Genomic DNA, 18,573 nt, shown 5'->3' with positions numbered 1-18,573 from the left:
AATATAATCATGCACAAAGTATATCTCAAATCCGGCAAAGAAGAATCATTAAAACGTTTTCATCCTTGGGTGTTTTCAGGTGCTATTGCACATTTTGATGGAGAACCCGAAGAAGGAGAAATAGTTGAAATCTATACGGCCAAAAAAGAATTTATAGCCAAAGGACATTTTCAAATTGGCAGTATTGCAGTCCGTGTACTTAGTTTCAATCAGAAAGAAACGATTGATGCCGACTTTTGGAGACATAAATTACAGATTGCTTACGAAATGCGCCGCAGTATCGGCATTGCAGAAAATCCAGTGAATAATACTTATCGCATGGTACACGGTGAAGGCGACAATCTGCCGGGACTCGTCATTGACATCTATGCACGTACCGCTGTGATGCAAGCACATTCTGCTGGAATGCATCTTGACCGTATGGTTATTGCCGGAGCACTTAGCGAAGTAATGGGCGATAAAATTGACAATATCTACTATAAATCCGAAACAACTCTCCCTTTCAAAGCCGACCTGTATCCAGAGAATGGTTTCCTGAAAGGTGGAAGTTCAGATAACATCGCCATGGAATATGGTTTAAAATTCCATATTGATTGGCTGAAAGGACAAAAAACAGGTTTTTTTGTAGACCAACGCGAAAATCGTTCTTTACTAGAACGTTATGCTAAAGGTCGCAGTATACTGAATATGTTCTGCTATACCGGAGGTTTCTCTGTGTATGCAATGCGTGGAGATGCCAAGTTAGTACACTCCGTAGACAGTTCCGCCAAAGCCATTGACCTGACAAACAAGAATATAGAACTGAATTTTCCCGGTGATACGCGCCATGCCGCCTATGCAGAAGATGCTTTCAAATATCTGGATCGTATAGGCGATCAATACGATCTTATCATACTTGACCCGCCCGCTTTTGCCAAACATAGAGATGCTCTGCGCAATGCTTTACAAGGTTATCGTAAACTCAATGTCAAAGCTTTCGAAAAAATCAAACCGGGTGGTATACTCTTCACCTTTTCCTGTTCACAAGCGGTCAGTAAAGAAAACTTCCGAACGGCTGTATTTACGGCTGCTGCCATGTCAGGACGCAACGTTCGCATCTTGCACCAGTTGACACAACCTGCCGATCATCCAGTGAATATCTATCATCCCGAAGGTGAATATTTAAAAGGTCTCGTACTATATGTAGAATAACACAACAAATATAAACAAATAAAATGTTGCTGTAAAACGTGTCATCTGTTTACCCTAAATCCATCCTATTTTTCATGTAAAACTGAGAAAATATCTAATATGCCAAATATAAAAAAAGTTAATAAAAGATGGTTCGCCGCCCAAATATTATGTTATATAACATAAACCATTTATCTTTGCACTGTGTTTTTCATGGTATTAGATTTAAGGTTAATAAAGATTGGCTGTCTGGGATAGATAGCCTTCTTTTTTATATCCCCCTTACAAACACTTTTTTCACTCCTCTCTTTTCCCCCTTTCCGATAAAATACCTACATTTGCAAGGTTTCACTACAGATTACGCGGATTGACACAGATTATATCTAATATTATATCCGACATTATTGTCTAACATAAAGAAAAACATTATGAGCATTAAAGTTCGTTTAATCATCATGAACTTCCTGCAATTTGCAGTATGGGGAGCATATCTCACATCTATGGGTAGCTATTTGGTTAATGTCGGTCTTGCAGAACATATCGGCATGTTCTACGCTATGCAGGGCATCGTTTCTTTATTCATGCCTGCTATCCTTGGCATCATTGCCGATCGATGGATACCAGCACAGAAGCTATTAAGTTTCAGCCATTTCACTGCTGCATTGTTCATGGCGATTGCCGGATACTATGGAATGACCAAAGGAGCCGATGTAAACTTCGGTACATTATTCTCATTCTACTCATTAAGTGTTGCTTTTTATATGCCGACATTAGCTTTGTCCAATTCCGTAGCATACACTGCTTTAGACAAGGCAGGACTGGATACTATCAAAACCTTTCCACCTATCCGTATTTTCGGAACCATCGGTTTCATTTGTTCTATGTGGGTGGTAGATTTGTTGGGACTACAAAACAACTATGGCCAGTTCTTTGCCTGTGCACTCATCGGTGTGTTCTATGGTGTATATGCACTGACTCTTCCAGATTGCCCAGTTAGTAAGAGTGACAAAGCAAAATCAATGGTAGAAGCTTTAGGGTTACGCGCTTTCACGTTGTTCAAACAAAAGAAGATGGCTATTTTTTTTATTTTCTCCATGCTATTAGGAGTATCCTTACAAATTACCAACGGGTATGCCAATCCATACATCAGTAGTTTCGGAGATATCCTCGAGTATGCCAATACATTTGGTGTACAACATGCCAATATTCTGATTTCATTGTCACAGGTATCCGAAACTCTCTGCATTCTGTTGATACCTTACTCTCTGAAACGGTTTGGTATCAAATATGTAATGTTAATTGCCATGTTGGCATGGGTGTTGCGTTTCGGTCTGTTCGGGGCCGGTAATCCAGGTAACGGAGTATGGATGTTTATTCTTTCCATGATTGTATATGGTGTTGCATTTGATTTTTTCAACATATCCGGTTCCTTGTTTGTTGATAGAGAAACAGACAGGGAAATTCGTTCCAGCGCACAAGGTCTGTTTGTAATCATGACAAATGGTTTCGGTGCTACTATCGGCACATTAGGTGCACAGGCTGTAGTTAATTATTTTGTAGACTTCAACAGTGAAGCTCCACAGATAGTACAATGGCAGTCAGCATGGTATACATTTGCAGCTTATGCATTGGTAGTAGCAGTGGTATTTGCATTTGTGTTCAAATACAAACATCGTCCGGAGGATATAAAGTAAAGAATAAATGAACAAAAAGAAGATTGAACTACAAGTATTGAACATTTCTAACAGTCAGGCGCAAGTAGGTGCTTATGCCATGGTTTTGGGTGAAGTGAACGGCTTACGTAAGTTGCCCGTCATTATCGGTGCCTCAGAAGCACAAATAATGGTCATTGAAATGAAAGGAATTGTTCCTCCACGCCCATTAACACACAATTTATTTGCTTCAGTACTCGAGGTACTGGGAGTGAAATTAATGCGTGTCCTTATTTATAAAGTAGATAATGGGGTTTTCTATTCTTATCTTTATTTGAAGGCTGAAGAAACAATCCTTCGTGTAGATGCCCGTACCAGTGATGCAGTAACACTTGCCTTACGCATGAATGCTCCTATTCTGATCTATGAGGATATTCTTGAAGCCGAACGTGTGAAAACAGAAGCAGATATTACACCTATCACTCAAGAATTGGATATGAAGCCCTCTTCAAAAGAAGAAATGCTAAAGAAATTAAAAAACGCTCTTCAAAAGGCCGTAGATGAGGAAGACTATGAGCGAGCTGCACAATTAAGAGATTTAATCAATCAACAAAAATAAAAGAGTCAAAAAATGCACGTATTCTACACTCCTGATATACAAAATCATACAGAGTTACCCGATGAAGAAGTTACCCATGCTGTTCGTGTACTACGGTTGCAAGTCGGTGACAGAGTGACACTTACTGACGGAAAAGGGAATTTTTATCGTGCCGAAATCAGTACTGTTACCAATAAACGTTGTCTCGTCAACATCCTAGAAATTATTCCTCAAGAAACTTTGTGGAGTGGACATCTACACATAGCCATGGCACCTACCAAGAATATGGATCGTACGGAATGGTTTGCAGAGAAAGCAACTGAAATAGGTTTCGACGAACTGACTTTCTTGAATTGCCGTTTTTCCGAACGTAAAGTCATCAAAACAGAACGTATCGCCAAAATACTGGTATCCGCTATCAAACAATCGCTCAAGGCGCGTCTACCTAAACTAAATGAAATGACAGATTTCAATAAATTTATTACTCAACCATTCAGTGGCCAAAAATTTATAGCTCATTGCTATGAAGGAGAAAAACCACTGTTGAAAGATATTTTGCATCCGGGTGAAGATGCCCTTGTACTTATTGGTCCCGAAGGAGATTTCAGCGAAGAAGAAGTGAAAAATGCTATTAAAAACGGGTTTATTCCCATCAGTTTGGGACGTTCTCGGCTACGTACCGAAACTGCTGCTCTTGTAGCATGCCATATCTTAAATCTACAAAATCAATAACACTCATTAAAACAATTATGAATATGAAAAAAAGTCTATTATCCCACCTCTTGGTACTGGCAATACTGATTGTGTTTGTAAGCGCTTGTTCAAAGAAAGCGGAGTACACCAATGTTATTCCGGCTGACGCTTCGGTAGTGGCCATTAACGTGAAAACGTTGGCTGAAAAAGCCGGAGTAAAAGACAAAGAAAACAAAGAGGTACTAACAAAATTGACGGATGCACTGAAAAGTGGTATGAAAGCCGATACCTATCAACAATTGGAGGCGATAATGAAAGATCCTTCCAAATCGGGAGTAGACATCAATGTACCTATTTATATATTTACCTCTCCTTCATTGAACACTACTGTCGCAGGGGTACTTAAAGTAACCAATGAGAAGGATCTTCATATATTTCTCAAAGCAATGGAGAAAGAACAAGTTTGTACTGCAATAGAAAAAGCCGACAACTACAGCTTCGTAAAAATAGACAACCAGACTCTGATAGCCTTTACGCCCTCTACTCTACTAATTGTAAGCTATAACAATAATTCTCAATTGGAGAAAGTCAAAAAAGACATCAGTACTTTACTAAAACAGACGGAAACAAGCAGTATCAGCAGTAAACCGACATTCTTAAAGATGCAAAAACAGAGTGGTGATATCAATTTCCTTGTTTCTTTTTCAAGCATTTTTGGTGAATACTTCAAACAGATAAATTATGCTATGCCAAAAGACATTGACCTAAAAGGCCTGACTCTCATTGGAAATCTTTCTTTTGAAAAGGGGAAAATCTCACTAGATGCAGAGAACTATACTGAAAACGTAGAACTGAAAACGATACTTGAAAAACAAGCGAAGAGTACTCTCCCCATTGAAAACACATTTTTGAAATATTTCCCAAAATCAACGTTGGCACTAGTCAGTATGGGTATCAATGGTGAAGAGTTTTACAAATTATTACAAGAAAACGAAACCTTCCGCAATAATTTTTCAATATCGAAAGCTGCTGAAGTAAAAGATTTATTCAGTATTTTCCAAAAGGATATTACCATAGGGCTTGTCAACATAACAATGAGTAATAATGCTCCTACTTTCCTAGCATACGCCAGTGTAAATAACGACAGTTCTTTACAAGCTCTGTACGAGAAAAAAGATGAACTGAAATTAGGGAATAAAGAAGATATCGTAAAACTGGGTGAAAATGAATATGTTTACAAATCACGCTCCATCAATATTTTCTTCGGTATACATGACAAGCAGCTGTATGCCACTAATGATGAATTGTTATACAAGAATATCTGTAAACCGATTGATCCATCTGCCAAAGACACTGGATACGCTTCTGTTATCAAAGGAAAGCATTCTGCCTTTATTGTCAACGTAGAGGCAATTCTCGCTCTGCCGATAGTGAAAATGTTAACAAGCTATGGTGGTAAGGAATATGCGATTTATTATGCTCTTGCCGATAAGATTTCTTATTTGGACATAACCGGTAAAAACATGAAGTCTAATCTCACCCTGCAACTAAAAGATAAAGAAGTAAATGCTTTGAAACAAATAGTGGATTTTATTAAAGAGTTTGCAGGAATGTAGTCAATAATAAACGTTTAATGATTAATGAATAGCATTCACTTACGGCAAACACTACCTCAAGTGTTTGCCGACCGTGATGTCATTACTTCCGACGTATGGCATCAAGATATTGTTTTCAGTAAAGGAAAACATTATTTAATTGAAGCAGCCTCGGGTACAGGTAAATCTTCCCTTTGCAGCTATATCTATGGATACCGACGAGATTATCAGGGTATCATAAACTTCGACGAACGAAATATTCGCTCTCTCTCCATCAATGAATGGGTAGATATACGCAAGTATTCGCTCAGTATTCTTTTTCAGGAGTTACGTATCTTTCCCGAATTGACAGCCCTTGAAAATATACAGTTAAAAAATCAAATAACCAACTACAAAAAAAAGAAAGAAATCCTCACCTTTTTTGAAACTCTTGGTATCACCAATAAAATAAACGAAAAAGTCGGTAAACTCTCCTTTGGACAACAACAACGTATCGCCTTTATCCGCTGTCTCTGTCAACCTTTCGATTTCATTTTTTTGGATGAACCTATTAGTCATTTGGATGACAAGAACAGTGCAATTATGAGCAAATTACTCGTAGAGGAAGCAGAAAAACAGAAGGCAGGAATAATTGTAACTTCAATAGGAAAACATTTGGAGATGAATTACGATAGAGTATTACAATTATAAATAAGAATTTATTTAATAAAGAACATCACTATACAATGAATAAACTCGTTTGGAAGCTTCTCCGCCAACATATCAGTCTTGGACAACTATCAGGTTTTTTTCTTGCTAATCTTTTCGGTATGATGATTGTACTACTTAGCATACAATTCTACCGAGATATCCTTCCTATCTTCACGCAAGGTGACAGTTTTATAAAAAAAGATTACATTATTGTTACCAAGAGAATCAGTACTCTCAGTAGTTTGGCTGGAAAAAATAATACCTTCTCCAAAGATGAAATTAATGAGTTGAAAGAACAATTCTTTACTCGTAATGTGGGAGCATTCACTCCTTCTCTTTTTAAAGTATCCGCTGGATTGAGTATGCAAAAAACTGGTATTCATCTCTCTACAGAAATGTTCTTTGAAGCTGTACCCGACGAATATGTAGATGTCAGTTTGGATAAATGGATTTTCGATAAAGACTCAAAAATTATTCCCATCATAATTCCCCGTAATTATTTGAACCTTTACAACTTTGGTTTCGCTCAAAGCCGTAGTCTCCCTAAATTGTCGGAAGGCGTGATGAGCCTGATGCAAATGGATATCATAATGCACGGCAATGAACATGTAGAACAGTACAAAGGTAATATCGTCGGATTTTCTAACCGATTGAATACGATTCTTGTTCCCCAATCATTCATAAACTGGGCAAACAAAACTTTTGCTCCTGAAAGAGAAGCGTACCCATCACGTCTCATCATAGAAGTAAAAAATCCAACTGATACAGCTATCGCCCAATACTTTCAAAAAAAGAATTATGAAACGGAAGGTGATAAACTGGATGCAGGTAAAACTACATACTTCTTACGCCTTATCACCGGTATTGTTATGGGGATAGGATTGTTCATCAGTGTTCTGTCATTCTACATTCTGATGCTTAGCATTTTCCTGTTACTCCAGAAGAATACGATAAAATTGGAAAATCTATTATTAATAGGATACAGCCCTAATCGTGTATCACTTCCTTATAACATCCTCACTGTAGGCCTCAATCTATTAGTCTTACTGTTGTCCATTGGTGGAGTGACATGGATACGTATCTATTATACTGAGACAATTCGTGCTCTATTTCCTCAACTGGAAACTGGATCATCATTACCCTGCATCATTACAGGTTGTATCCTATTCCTCATTGTATCGCTACTGAACATGACTATGATACGAAAGAAAACTATAAATATATGGAAAGGAAAAACAATTCATGTCTGAAAAACATACAGTATCCATTTTAACAATTTATATAAATTACAGATATATATACCATTATTACAGATTGACGACATACACACTATTCTATATACGAAAAAAACATTAACTTTGTCGTAACCTTAAGATATATAAGAATATGGAAGAATTAATTAGACTCGATCATGTATGTCAGTACAATGAACTTGTGGGTGTTGAAACTCTGCACCCATTGATTAGTGTAGTTGATTGGTCCAAATGCGCTCCTATGTTACATCACCGCCAACGTTTTGGTTTTTATGCCGTTTTCTTGAAAGAAATTAAATGCGGTGACATGCGTTACGGACGAAATTTTTACGATTATCAAGAAGGCACACTCGTGTTCTTGGCTCCTGGGCAAATTGTTGGAATTTCTAATAACGGAGAAGTATTCCAACCTAAAGGTTATGCACTGATTTTCCATCCCGATTTGCTTCGGGGTACTTCTCTTGCACGCAAAATACACGAATATACTTTCTTTTCATATGAATCGAACGAAGCTTTACACTTATCCGAACAAGAACGTAGAACATTCCTGGAATGCCTACATAATATTGAAGAGGAACTACAACATTCCATTGATAAGCATAGCAAGAACTTGATCGTTAACAATATCGAGTTACTACTTAATTACTGCATGCGCTTTTACGATCGCCAGTTCATTACGCGTAGTAATATCAACAAGGATATTCTAACGAAATTCGAACATTTATTGAACGACTACTTCCTGTCTGATAAGCCACAGGAAATCGGTTTACCATCTGTACAGTATTGTGCAGATCAGTTACATCTTTCCCCTAATTATTTCGGAGATTTAATAAAGAAAGAAACCGGTAATTCTCCTCAAGAACATATCCAATTAAAACTGATTGCTACAGCCAAAGAAAGAATATTCGACACTAGTAAATCTATCAGTGAAGTAGCATACGATTTAGGATTTAAATATCCCCAACACTTCACACGATTGTTTAAAAAGGTAGTGGGATGTTCACCAAATGAATATAGACAGATGAATTAAATTTCTTCAGGGAAAAAAAGCTAAACACACCTATATTCAATGAAAAAACTTGACTCTAGGATATAAAAAAAGGAGTACCGCTGTACTCCAACCTTTGTTAACCTTAAATCTAATACTATGAAAAACACATTGCAAATTTATGTACTTTTGAGATTTCCACAAATTATACAAAAGGAAAAACATGTTTTATAACACCTTTTAAGAAGTAAGTATCTCCTTTTCACTTCCTTTTTCATACCTTTGTATTCAAATTAACAAAATCTCAGATATGTCTAACTATGATTTAATCACCATATTGGGTCCTACCGCTTCAGGGAAAACTCTGTTTGCCGCTGAACTTGCTGCCGAGTTGGATACAGAGATTATTAGTGCCGACTCCCGGCAAATCTATCGAGGCATGGATCTCGGTACAGGGAAAGACATTGCCGACTATACCGTAAACGGAAGACTAATCCCTTATCATCTGATTAACATTGCTGATCCGGGCTATAAGTACAACGTTTTTGAGTACCAACGTGACTTTCTGGATGCATACAAAACGATTAAACAAAAAGGTTGCCTGCCCGTTCTATGTGGAGGAACCGGAATGTATATGGAATCCGTACTAAAAGGTTACAAATTACTACCCGTACCCGAAAATCCAGAGCTACGTTCCAATTTATTGGGTAAGTCTTTGGAAGAGTTGACTAGAATTCTGAAAAGTTACAAGAGTCTACATAATACCACGGACGTAGATACTGCTAAACGTGCTATCCGCGCCATTGAAATTGAGGAATATTATGCACATACTCCAGTGGACGAATGCTCGTTTCCACAACTGGATAGCCTCATCATTGGTATGGATATTGATCGAGAACTGCGTCGCAAGAAGATAACCAAACGTTTACGACAACGACTGGATGAAGGTATGGTAGATGAAGTACGCCGATTGTTAGAACAAGGTATTCAACCAGACGATCTTATTTATTACGGACTGGAATACAAATATTTGACACTTTATGTCATCGGTCAACTGACCTACAACGAAATGTTCAGTCAACTGGAAATCGCCATCCATCAGTTTGCCAAACGCCAAATGACTTGGTTTCGGGGAATGGAAAGGCGAGGTTTTACTATCCATTGGATAGATACCCGACTGCCAATGCGAGAAAAGATTGCTTTTGTAAAGGCAAAACTCAAAGAGATTTAGTACTTTTGTCAATTGAGAATTGGCACTTAACAAGTATAAAGTATTTTCAATCGTAAATCGTCAAATCGTAAATTAACTCATGAGCGTAGAACCCGAAAAGTGGGGTGTGATATATAACCCTAAAGCCGGAACACGAAAGGTGCAGAAACGGTGGAAAGAGATTAAAGAATATATGGACAGTAAGGGCGTATCCTACGACTACGTGCAATCCGAAGGGTTTGGTTCGGTAGAGCGTTTGGCGGGTATACTTGCCAATAACGGCTACCGTACCATCGTCATTGTGGGGGGTGACGGTGCTTTGAATGACGCTATCAACGGTATCATGCTTTCCAATGCGAAAGATAAGGAAAATATAGCAATCGGAATTATCCCAAACGGTATAGGTAATGATTTTGCTGACTATTGGGAAATGAGTTCTGAATACAAGAAAGCGGTAGATTGTATCATCAACAACCGACGTAGGAAGATAGACGTCGGTACATGCTATTATTACGATGGCGAAAAGCATCTGACACGTTATTTTCTGAATGCTATTAATATTGGGCTCGGTGCACGTATCGTAAAAATTACCGATCAGTGCAAACGTTTTTGGGGTGTGAAATTTCTCTCCTATTTCATGGCATTACTTTCTATTATTTTTGAACGGAAATTATATCGTATGCACCTGAAAATAAACGGAGAACATATACGTGGACGCATCATGACGGTTTGCATCGGAAGTGCATGGGGATATGGGCAGGCACCAAGTGCTGTTCCATATAATGGTTGGTTAGACGTTTCCGTAATCTATCGACCAGAACTGCTACAACTTTGGTCGGGTCTATGGATGCTTATCCAAGGCCGAATTCTAAACCATAAAGTCGTGATGCCCTATCGTACACAAAAGGTTAAAGTGCTTCGCGCACAAAGTGCTTCTGTCGATTTGGATGGACGTATCCTCGACCGGCACTTTCCACTGGACATCGGGGTAATGCACGAAGCAATAACACTCATTATTCCAAACTGACCGGTATAACACTGGAACATTTTTTCGGCATGATTGTATTTAATAATATAAATCAACTTCCTATTTACACATTAAATAAAAACAAAATATGATTGAACTGAAAAATAATCCTGCCGGCAACTTCTTTCTTTTGGCAGGTCCTTGCGTCATCGAAGGAGAAGAAATGGCAATGCGCATAGCAGAACGTATAGTAACCATCACCGATAAGCTACAAATTCCATACGTATTTAAAGGTTCCTACCGTAAAGCCAATCGCTCGCGTTTAGACTCTTTCATGGGTATCGGTGATGAAAAAGCTTTGAAGATATTAAAAAAAGTACACGATACATTCGGGGTTCCCACTGTAACGGATATCCATGCCGCAGAAGAGGCTACGATAGCAGCAGAGTATGTAGATGTATTACAAATTCCGGCATTTCTTTGCCGTCAAACAGACTTGTTGATAGCCGCAGCCAAAACGGGTAAGATTATCAATATCAAAAAAGGACAGTTTCTCTCTCCTTTTGCTATGCGCTTTGCAGCGGATAAAGTGGTGGAAGCAGGAAACAAGAATGTAATGCTCACAGAACGTGGTACAACATTCGGTTATCAAGATCTAGTAATTGATTATCGTGGTATTCCTGAAATGCAATCTTTTGGATTTCCTGTTATTTTGGACGCAACTCACTCACTTCAACAACCTAATCAAACCAGTGGAGTCACCGGCGGTATGCCTCAGTTGATTGAAACTATTGCTAAAGCTGGTATTGCAGTGGGTGTAGACGGCTTGTTCATCGAAACTCACGAAAATCCTGCAGTAGCAAAAAGTGATGGTGCTAACATGTTGAAACTCGACATGCTAGAAAATCTTTTGACTAAGTTGGTTCATATCCGCAAAGCCATCAAAGAATAAATTATCCATTATATTGTGATTTATTATTCCGGTATCCGACATATAAGTCAAAGAACATTTAATTATATAACTATAATGAAACATTTATTACACAGTTTATGGATTGTAGCGCTAATAATTTGCTGCAACTTCCAACAAGTATTTGCCCAGCAAATGCCACCTATCCCCATTGATAAAAATGTACGCATAGGTAAATTAGACAACGGATTGACGTATTATATCCGTAAGAACAGTCTTCCTGCCAACCGAGCAGATTTCTATATTGCCCAGAAAGTAGGTTCCATTCAGGAAGAAGAAAGTCAACGAGGTCTTGCCCATTTTCTAGAACATATGTGTTTCAATGGAACGACCCACTTCCCGGGTGACGCTTTGAAACAATATCTGGAACGTATTGGTGTGAAATTCGGTGAAAACCTGAATGCCTATACTTCCGTGGACGAAACCGTATACAATATCTCCAATGTTCCTGTAACCACTCCAGGTGCCATTGATTCTTGTTTGCTGATTTTGCACGACTGGAGTAATGATCTTACTCTCGATCCAAAAGAAATCGACAAAGAACGTGGAGTTATCAATGAAGAATGGCGTACCCGCATGAGTGCTATCCAACGTTTCCAGGAAAAGATGTTACCTGTAATGTTTGAAGGAACCAAGTATGCACACTGTTTTCCTATCGGAACAATGGAAGTGGTAATGAACTTCAAACCTCAGACCTTGAGAGATTATTATGAAAAATGGTATCGTCCTGATTTACAAGGTATCGTTGTAGTAGGCGATATAGACGTGGATGTTATTGAAGCTCAAATCAAGAAGATGTTCTCTGACATTCCAGCACAACCCAATGCTGCCAAGCGTGAATATTATCCCGTGAATGATAATAAAGAGCCGATCGTTATCATCTATAAGGATAAAGAACAGCCTAATGTCCAGGCGTTGGTTTTCAACAAACACGAGAATACCCCTGATACCGAAAAGACTAATATGGGATATCTATTGCAAGACTATGCAATTACTCTCATTAACAATATGCTGAATGCACGTTTGAACGAATTGGTACAAACAGCCAATCCACCTTATATCTACGCTACTACTTATGATGACAATTTTTTTGTTGCTAAAACAAAGGACGCATTTACCGGTATCGTAGTTTGTAAGGAAGATGCCATAGAAAATGGTATTGCCACCCTACTTCGCGAGACCGAGCGTGCACGCCAGTTCGGATTTACCGAAACTGAATACAACCGTGCCCGCGCTGAATACCTACGTCAATTGGAATCTGCTTTCAATGAACGCGACAAACGTAAGAATGAGGAATATGTAAACAAATATGTCCGTCATTTCCTTGATAATGAGCCCATTCCTGGTATCGAGAACGAATATGCTATCATTAACCAAATTGCCCCTGCCATCCCTGTAGCTGCATTAAACCAAATGATGCAGGAACTTGTAACCGACAGCAACCAGGTAGTTGCCATTCTCGCTCCTGAGAAAGAAGGATTGAAAATACCTTCGGAAGATGTAATCAAACAAATACTGAAAGATGTAAAAGCTGAGAAGTTGACTGCATATGTAGACAAGGTATCTGATGAACCATTGATGAAAGAAACTCCGAAAGGTGGTAAAATCATATCCGAAAAGAAGGATGATATATTCGGTACTACAACCTTAACACTCTCTAATGGTGTTAAGGTTATTATCAAGAAGACTGACTTCAAGGCTGATGAAATCCGTATGAAAGGTGTCAGTTTAGGTGGTAGCTCTTTGTTCCCAAATTCAGAAATTATCAATATCAACGGTTTAGATGCTGTAAGCGTAGGTGGTTTAGGAAATTTTAGTACTGTGAATCTCGAAAAAGTATTGGCTGGTAAGAAAGCCTCTGTCAGCTATGGTATCGGTGACAAGACAGAGACCATTCATGGCAATTGTTCTCCAAAAGATTTTGAGACCATGATGCAGTTGACTTATTTGACATTTACCGCTCCACGCCGTGATGATGAGGCATTCGCTTCGTATAAAAATCGTAGTAAAGCAGCATTGCTTAATATGGAAATGAATCCACAAATAGCTTTCAGCGACTCTATTCAAGCTGGTATCTATATGAAACACCCCAGACAAGTGAGAATTAAAGCCGACATGATTGACAAGATGGACTATGATAAAATTCTGTCAATGTACAATGACCGTTACAAAGATGCCAGCGACTTTACTTTCATTTTTGTAGGAAATGTAGACGTTGAGCAGATGAAACCGCTGATTGTTCAATACTTAGGATCACTACCTGCCATCAATCGTAAGGAAACTTTCAAAGATAATAAAGTTGAAATACGCCAAGGTACCTACAAAAACGAATTTATCCGTAAACAAGAGACAGCCAAAGCTTCTAACTTTGTTTTGATTAGTGGTAACTGCGAATACAATTTGAAAAATGACATTTTGCTAGATATGACTAGCCAAATCCTTGACCTGATTTACACAGCCAAAGTACGCGAAGATGAAGGTGGTACATACGGTGTATATGTAGGCGGGCAATTGAGAAAGTATCCGACAGAGAAGGCTGTTTTGCAAATAATCTTCGATACTGCCCCTGCTAAAAGAGACAAATTAATGAAGATCATCTTTGATGAACTTAATAATTTTGCCAAAGCAGGTTCTACTGAAGAAAACCTGAACAAAGTAAAAGAGTTCATGCTAAAAAAACATGCTGAAGACCTGAAAGAAAACAATTATTGGTTAAGTGGTATTGACGAATATTTATTCACCGGTATGGATCGCATTAAAAATTACGAACAAATTGTAAACAGCATTACTATGAAAAACATTCAGAAATTTGCTGACGATCTACTCAAACAGAAAAACGAGATTGAAGTATCAATGATCAGTCCTGAAGCAGAAAGCAAATAATAGCTTATAACTTTAAAAGGCTGCGTTGTTTGAAAAAAGCAGCGTGGTCTTTTTTATATACATTCTAATCATTTATATACAATGAGCCTATTTTTAGAATTACGCAAACATGGTAAACTGGCAGCCAAACGAAATCCGATGTACGAAAAGAATAAGTTCGGCAAATTCTGGATGTATTTCATGGCTATCTTTTGGGCCGGTTATCTGATGTTCTTCGGAACAACCTTTGCTTTTGCTTTCGACGGTGGTGCTACGGAAGCCTATCACGTATTAAACAGTGGACTAATATTTGTTTTGGTTCTAGACTTTATGATACGCTTTCCTTTTCAAAAGACACCGACACAAGAAGTAAAGCCCTATCTGCTGCTTCCCATAAGGCGGAATCGTCTTATTGACTTTTTATTAATACGCTCCGGCCTGAATGGATTTAACCTGATATGGTTGTTTTTTTTCGTACCATTCGCTATCGTCACCATCACTAAATTCTATGGTATCATGGGGGTACTGGCCTACTGTACAGGCATCTGGTTACTGATGATTTTCAATAATTACTGGTTCCTGTTATGTCGTACCCTGATGAATGAACGTATTTGGTGGATAACATTACCAATTGTTGTATATGGAGGTATAGCAGCAGGATTATTCATACCGGAACATAGTTCGTTATTTGACTTTTCGGTAAGTCTCGGAGAGGGATTCATTACCGGAAACTTACTGTCATTCGTCGGAGTACTGGTAATTATAGCCTTAATGTGGTTCATTAATCGTGTATTGATGATTGGTCTGATCTACGATGAAATCAATAAAGTAGAAGATACGAAAGTAAAACATGTATCGGAATATAAATTTCTGGATCGTTATGGCGAAATAGGTGAATATATGCGTTTGGAACTGAAAATGTTGTTACGTAACAAGGTTTGCAAGACAGCCTTACGCACGGTGTTTATCGTAGTAATCGCTTTTAGCTGCATCCTTAGTTTCACAGAAGTGTATGACGGACAAGGAATGAAGAACTTTATCATGGTATATAATTTTGTTATCTTCGGCATTTTATTTCTTTCCAGTCTGATGAGCTACGAAGGTAATTACATCGATGGTTTGATGAGCCGTAAGGAATCAATATATACATTACTCCGTGCCAAATACATATTATATAGCGTTGCCATACTTATTCCTATGGTGTTAATGATACCTGCCATGGTCACGGGAAAACTCCTCGTATTGAGCTGCTTTGCCTGGGCCATATTTGTAGCCGGATGTGTCTACTTCTGCCTGTTCCAACTAGCTGTATATAATAATAAGACGGTAAATCTGAATGCCAAAATGACCAATCGCCATAATATGGGATCTGGATTGCAGAACCTGATAGCAGGTGCAGCTTTCGGTATCCCCCTGCTTATGAACTTTATATTGAATGCCTTTTTCGGTCCCACCGTTACCGCATGCATCCTGATTGTAATAGGCACAGGGTTTATCCTGACTTCCCGTTTCTGGCTGATGAATGTATATCATCGCTTCATGAAACGCCGTTACAAAAATATGGAAGGTTTCAGAGACAGTAGGCAATAAGAAAAGTAATAAATCATTAAACAATAAATTTCAAAATGATACGGATTAATAATCTTCAAAAGAACTTCGGCAACAAAAAAGCCGTTGATATTGAGAAATATACAATCAACCAAGGTGACATGCTTGGGTTAGTGGGAAATAACGGAGCTGGAAAAACTACCCTCTTCCGTCTGATACTGGATTTATTGAAAGCTGACAATGGAAATGTTACAATTAATAATATAGATGTTAGCAAGAGTGAAGATTGGAAAAACTTTACCGGTGCTTTCATCGACGATGGTTTTCTGATAGACTATCTCACACCTGAAGAATATTTCTATTTTATTGGAAAAATGTACGGATTGAAAAAGGAAGAAGTGGATGAACGTATCGCTCCTTTTGAACGCTTTATGAACAACGAAGTAATAGGACAAAAAAAATTCATCCGTAATTTTTCTGCCGGGAATAAACAGAAAATCGGTATTATATCTGCCATGCTCCATCATCCACAACTGCTTATCTTGGATGAACCATTCAACTTTCTCGACCCTAGTTCCCAATCCATCATCAAGCATCTGCTGAAGAAATACAATGAGGAACATGAAGCAACTGTCATCATCTCCAGCCACAACTTGAACCACACGGTAGACGTTTGCCCGCGTATCGCTCTGCTGGAACATGGTATTATTATCCGTGATATTCAGAATGAGAACAATTCGGCGGAGAAAGAATTGGAAGCTTATTTCAACGTCGATGTAGAAAAAGAAATTGCAGAAGAGCTGAATGAAACAGAAAAACTGAACGAAACAGAAAAAACTTTTGAAGCAACAGGTTCTGTTGAAGTACCTAAAAATATGGAAGAATGAAAAGAGTCCTTTCCTATATAGTTATCCTCACCGGATTGTTGACCGGCTTAAGTTCCTGCCACTCTTCCGCTCCACGCCTTGACTACAAAGCATTGGCACAAGCCTCCATACGCTTAGGTATAGATATCGGATTGGAAGACAATCATAAGTTGTATATTGATGCTGCCAAATGGATAGGTACTCCTTATCGTGTTGGTGGCAATACCAAGCATGGTACAGACTGTTCGGGATTTACATCGCAACTCTATAAAGAAGTGTATCGTACGCGTCTGTCGAGAAGTACAAATGGACAATTACAAGAAAGCCATAAAATCTCCCGCAGCAATTTGCGCGAGGGAGATTTGATATTCTTTACCAGCCGCAATTCTCACAAAAAGGTAGCGCATGTAGGCATCTACCTTAAAGACGGAAAGTTTATCCATGCCAGTACCAGCCAAGGAGTAATTGTCAGCAGCCTTAAAGAAAAATATTATATACAATATTGGCTTTGCGGAGGAAGAATCAATTCATAATACACTGATTTTTCTTTATTGTGTGATTATCTTTATTCTTTTCCGACTTATATACTAAAATTAACCCTATAAGAAAGAAAAACAATGAAGAAAATTTCAGGGATATTCCTGTTTATCTGCATTGCATTAAACAGTAGCGCACAACTCTTGTGGAAAATATCCGGTAACGGATTGGAAAAGCCTTCTTACATTTTCGGCACACACCATCTGGCGCCACTCAGTATCAAAGACAGCATTACCAGCATGGCACAAGTCATCAACGAAACCAATCAGGTTTATGGTGAAATAATAATGTCTGAAACGAACACACCAGCCTTCATGCAGGAAGCACAAAGAATGATGAAGATGCCAACAGATACGACTCTACAAAGCTTGTTTACCTCTGAACAATACGAATTACTCGGCAAAATTGTTAAAGAATACCTGATGACAGATATTTCGATGCTGGCACAAGTCAAGCCCACGATTATTAACCTACAATTAGAAGTCGTCTTCAGTTTGAAGTATTTTAAAGACTCCAATCTACAACAATCAATAGATGCTTACTTTCAACAACAAGCCCAACAGAACGGCAAAAAGGTCGGTGGATTGGAAACTACCCGATCACAGCTGGATATGCTATTCAACAGACAAACATTACAACGTCAGGCCCAACTTTTATATTGTGCCATCAGCCATATCGAAAAGACCATAGAACAAAACAAAAAAATTGTAAATTACTATAAAGCCCAAGACTTAGATAGTATATTATGTCTCATGGAAGAAAAAGAAGGAAGTTCCTGCGACCCTCTTCCGAACGAAATGGAAATATTGCTTGACAAGCGTAATAAAGCATGGACAAAGAAAATGCCGATAATAATGAAAGAAGCTCCTACTCTTTTCGTTGTAGGTGGAGGACATTTGCCCGGAAACAACGGGGTATTGAATTTACTGAAGCAGCAAGGTTATATCATAGCTCCTATGAAATAAATCTTCTAA

General features: G+C 38.4%; 16 protein-coding genes. All 16 read left to right on the top strand.

The window, feature by feature from the left end; genetic code table 11:
- Positions 1-9 precede the first annotated feature (9 nt).
- The 16 genes from C1A09_RS07930 (at position 10) to C1A09_RS07855 (ending at position 18,564) form a co-directional block, all read left to right on the top strand.
- On the top strand, positions 10-1,191 hold the full coding sequence (locus tag C1A09_RS07930; RefSeq protein ID WP_101543042.1) for a class I SAM-dependent rRNA methyltransferase: 1,182 nt from the start codon (positions 10-12) through the stop codon (positions 1,189-1,191).
- Positions 1,192-1,598: 407 nt separating this feature from the next.
- The gene (locus C1A09_RS07925) at positions 1,599-2,864 is read left to right on the top strand and encodes an MFS transporter (RefSeq protein ID WP_101543041.1); all 1,266 of its coding nucleotides are present in this window, start codon (positions 1,599-1,601) and stop codon (positions 2,862-2,864) included.
- Between the two features lie 7 nt (positions 2,865-2,871).
- Entirely contained in the window at positions 2,872-3,441 is a 570-nt protein-coding gene (locus C1A09_RS07920; RefSeq protein WP_101543040.1) for a bifunctional nuclease family protein, read from the top strand.
- 12 nt (positions 3,442-3,453) lie between these two features.
- The gene (locus C1A09_RS07915; RefSeq protein WP_101543039.1) at positions 3,454-4,152 is read left to right on the top strand and encodes a 16S rRNA (uracil(1498)-N(3))-methyltransferase; all 699 of its coding nucleotides are present in this window, start codon (positions 3,454-3,456) and stop codon (positions 4,150-4,152) included.
- A gap of 23 nt (positions 4,153-4,175) precedes the next feature.
- Complete coding sequence (locus tag C1A09_RS07910) at positions 4,176-5,729, top strand: DUF4836 family protein (RefSeq protein ID WP_101543038.1); 1,554 nt, start codon at positions 4,176-4,178, stop codon at positions 5,727-5,729.
- 24 nt (positions 5,730-5,753) lie between these two features.
- Positions 5,754-6,398 carry an ATP-binding cassette domain-containing protein gene (locus C1A09_RS07905; RefSeq protein ID WP_101543037.1) on the top strand — a complete coding sequence of 215 codons (645 nt, stop codon included), beginning with the start codon at positions 5,754-5,756 and terminating at the stop codon, positions 6,396-6,398.
- Positions 6,399-6,433: 35 nt separating this feature from the next.
- Positions 6,434-7,648, top strand: coding sequence for a transporter (locus C1A09_RS07900; RefSeq protein ID WP_101543036.1), 1,215 nt, complete (start codon positions 6,434-6,436; stop codon positions 7,646-7,648).
- A 136-nt stretch (positions 7,649-7,784) separates the two neighbouring features.
- Positions 7,785-8,681 (top strand): helix-turn-helix domain-containing protein, encoded by an 897-nt coding sequence (locus tag C1A09_RS07895; RefSeq protein ID WP_101543035.1) that lies wholly within the window; start codon positions 7,785-7,787, stop codon positions 8,679-8,681.
- 268 nt (positions 8,682-8,949) lie between these two features.
- Complete coding sequence (gene miaA, locus C1A09_RS07890; RefSeq protein ID WP_101543034.1) at positions 8,950-9,870, top strand: tRNA (adenosine(37)-N6)-dimethylallyltransferase MiaA; 921 nt, start codon at positions 8,950-8,952, stop codon at positions 9,868-9,870.
- Positions 9,871-9,949: 79 nt separating this feature from the next.
- The gene (locus C1A09_RS07885; protein WP_101543033.1) at positions 9,950-10,876 is read left to right on the top strand and encodes a diacylglycerol/lipid kinase family protein; all 927 of its coding nucleotides are present in this window, start codon (positions 9,950-9,952) and stop codon (positions 10,874-10,876) included.
- A gap of 88 nt (positions 10,877-10,964) precedes the next feature.
- A complete protein-coding gene (gene kdsA, locus C1A09_RS07880; protein ID WP_101543032.1) occupies positions 10,965-11,768 on the top strand; it encodes a 3-deoxy-8-phosphooctulonate synthase in 804 nt (267 codons plus the stop codon).
- A gap of 75 nt (positions 11,769-11,843) precedes the next feature.
- The gene (locus C1A09_RS07875; RefSeq protein ID WP_101543031.1) at positions 11,844-14,669 is read left to right on the top strand and encodes a M16 family metallopeptidase; all 2,826 of its coding nucleotides are present in this window, start codon (positions 11,844-11,846) and stop codon (positions 14,667-14,669) included.
- Positions 14,670-14,750: 81 nt separating this feature from the next.
- Positions 14,751-16,238 carry a DUF5687 family protein gene (locus tag C1A09_RS07870; protein ID WP_101543030.1) on the top strand — a complete coding sequence of 496 codons (1,488 nt, stop codon included), beginning with the start codon at positions 14,751-14,753 and terminating at the stop codon, positions 16,236-16,238.
- 35 nt (positions 16,239-16,273) lie between these two features.
- Positions 16,274-17,083: an ABC transporter ATP-binding protein gene (locus tag C1A09_RS07865; RefSeq protein WP_233519879.1), complete on the top strand. Its 810-nt coding sequence runs from the start codon at positions 16,274-16,276 to the stop codon at positions 17,081-17,083.
- A complete protein-coding gene (locus tag C1A09_RS07860) occupies positions 17,080-17,595 on the top strand; it encodes a C40 family peptidase (protein WP_101543029.1) in 516 nt (171 codons plus the stop codon). The genes C1A09_RS07865 and C1A09_RS07860 overlap by 4 nt, the downstream gene beginning before the upstream one ends.
- Positions 17,596-17,679: 84 nt before the next feature.
- Complete coding sequence (locus C1A09_RS07855) at positions 17,680-18,564, top strand: TraB/GumN family protein (RefSeq protein ID WP_101543028.1); 885 nt, start codon at positions 17,680-17,682, stop codon at positions 18,562-18,564.
- The last annotated feature ends 9 nt before the right edge of the window (positions 18,565-18,573 follow it).

Source organism: Bacteroides cutis (assembly GCF_900241005.1).
GTDB lineage: Bacteria > Bacteroidota > Bacteroidia > Bacteroidales > Bacteroidaceae > Bacteroides > Bacteroides cutis.
The sequence above is the reverse complement of the archived record's forward strand: the minus strand, read 5'-3'. Positions and strand labels throughout refer to the sequence as shown.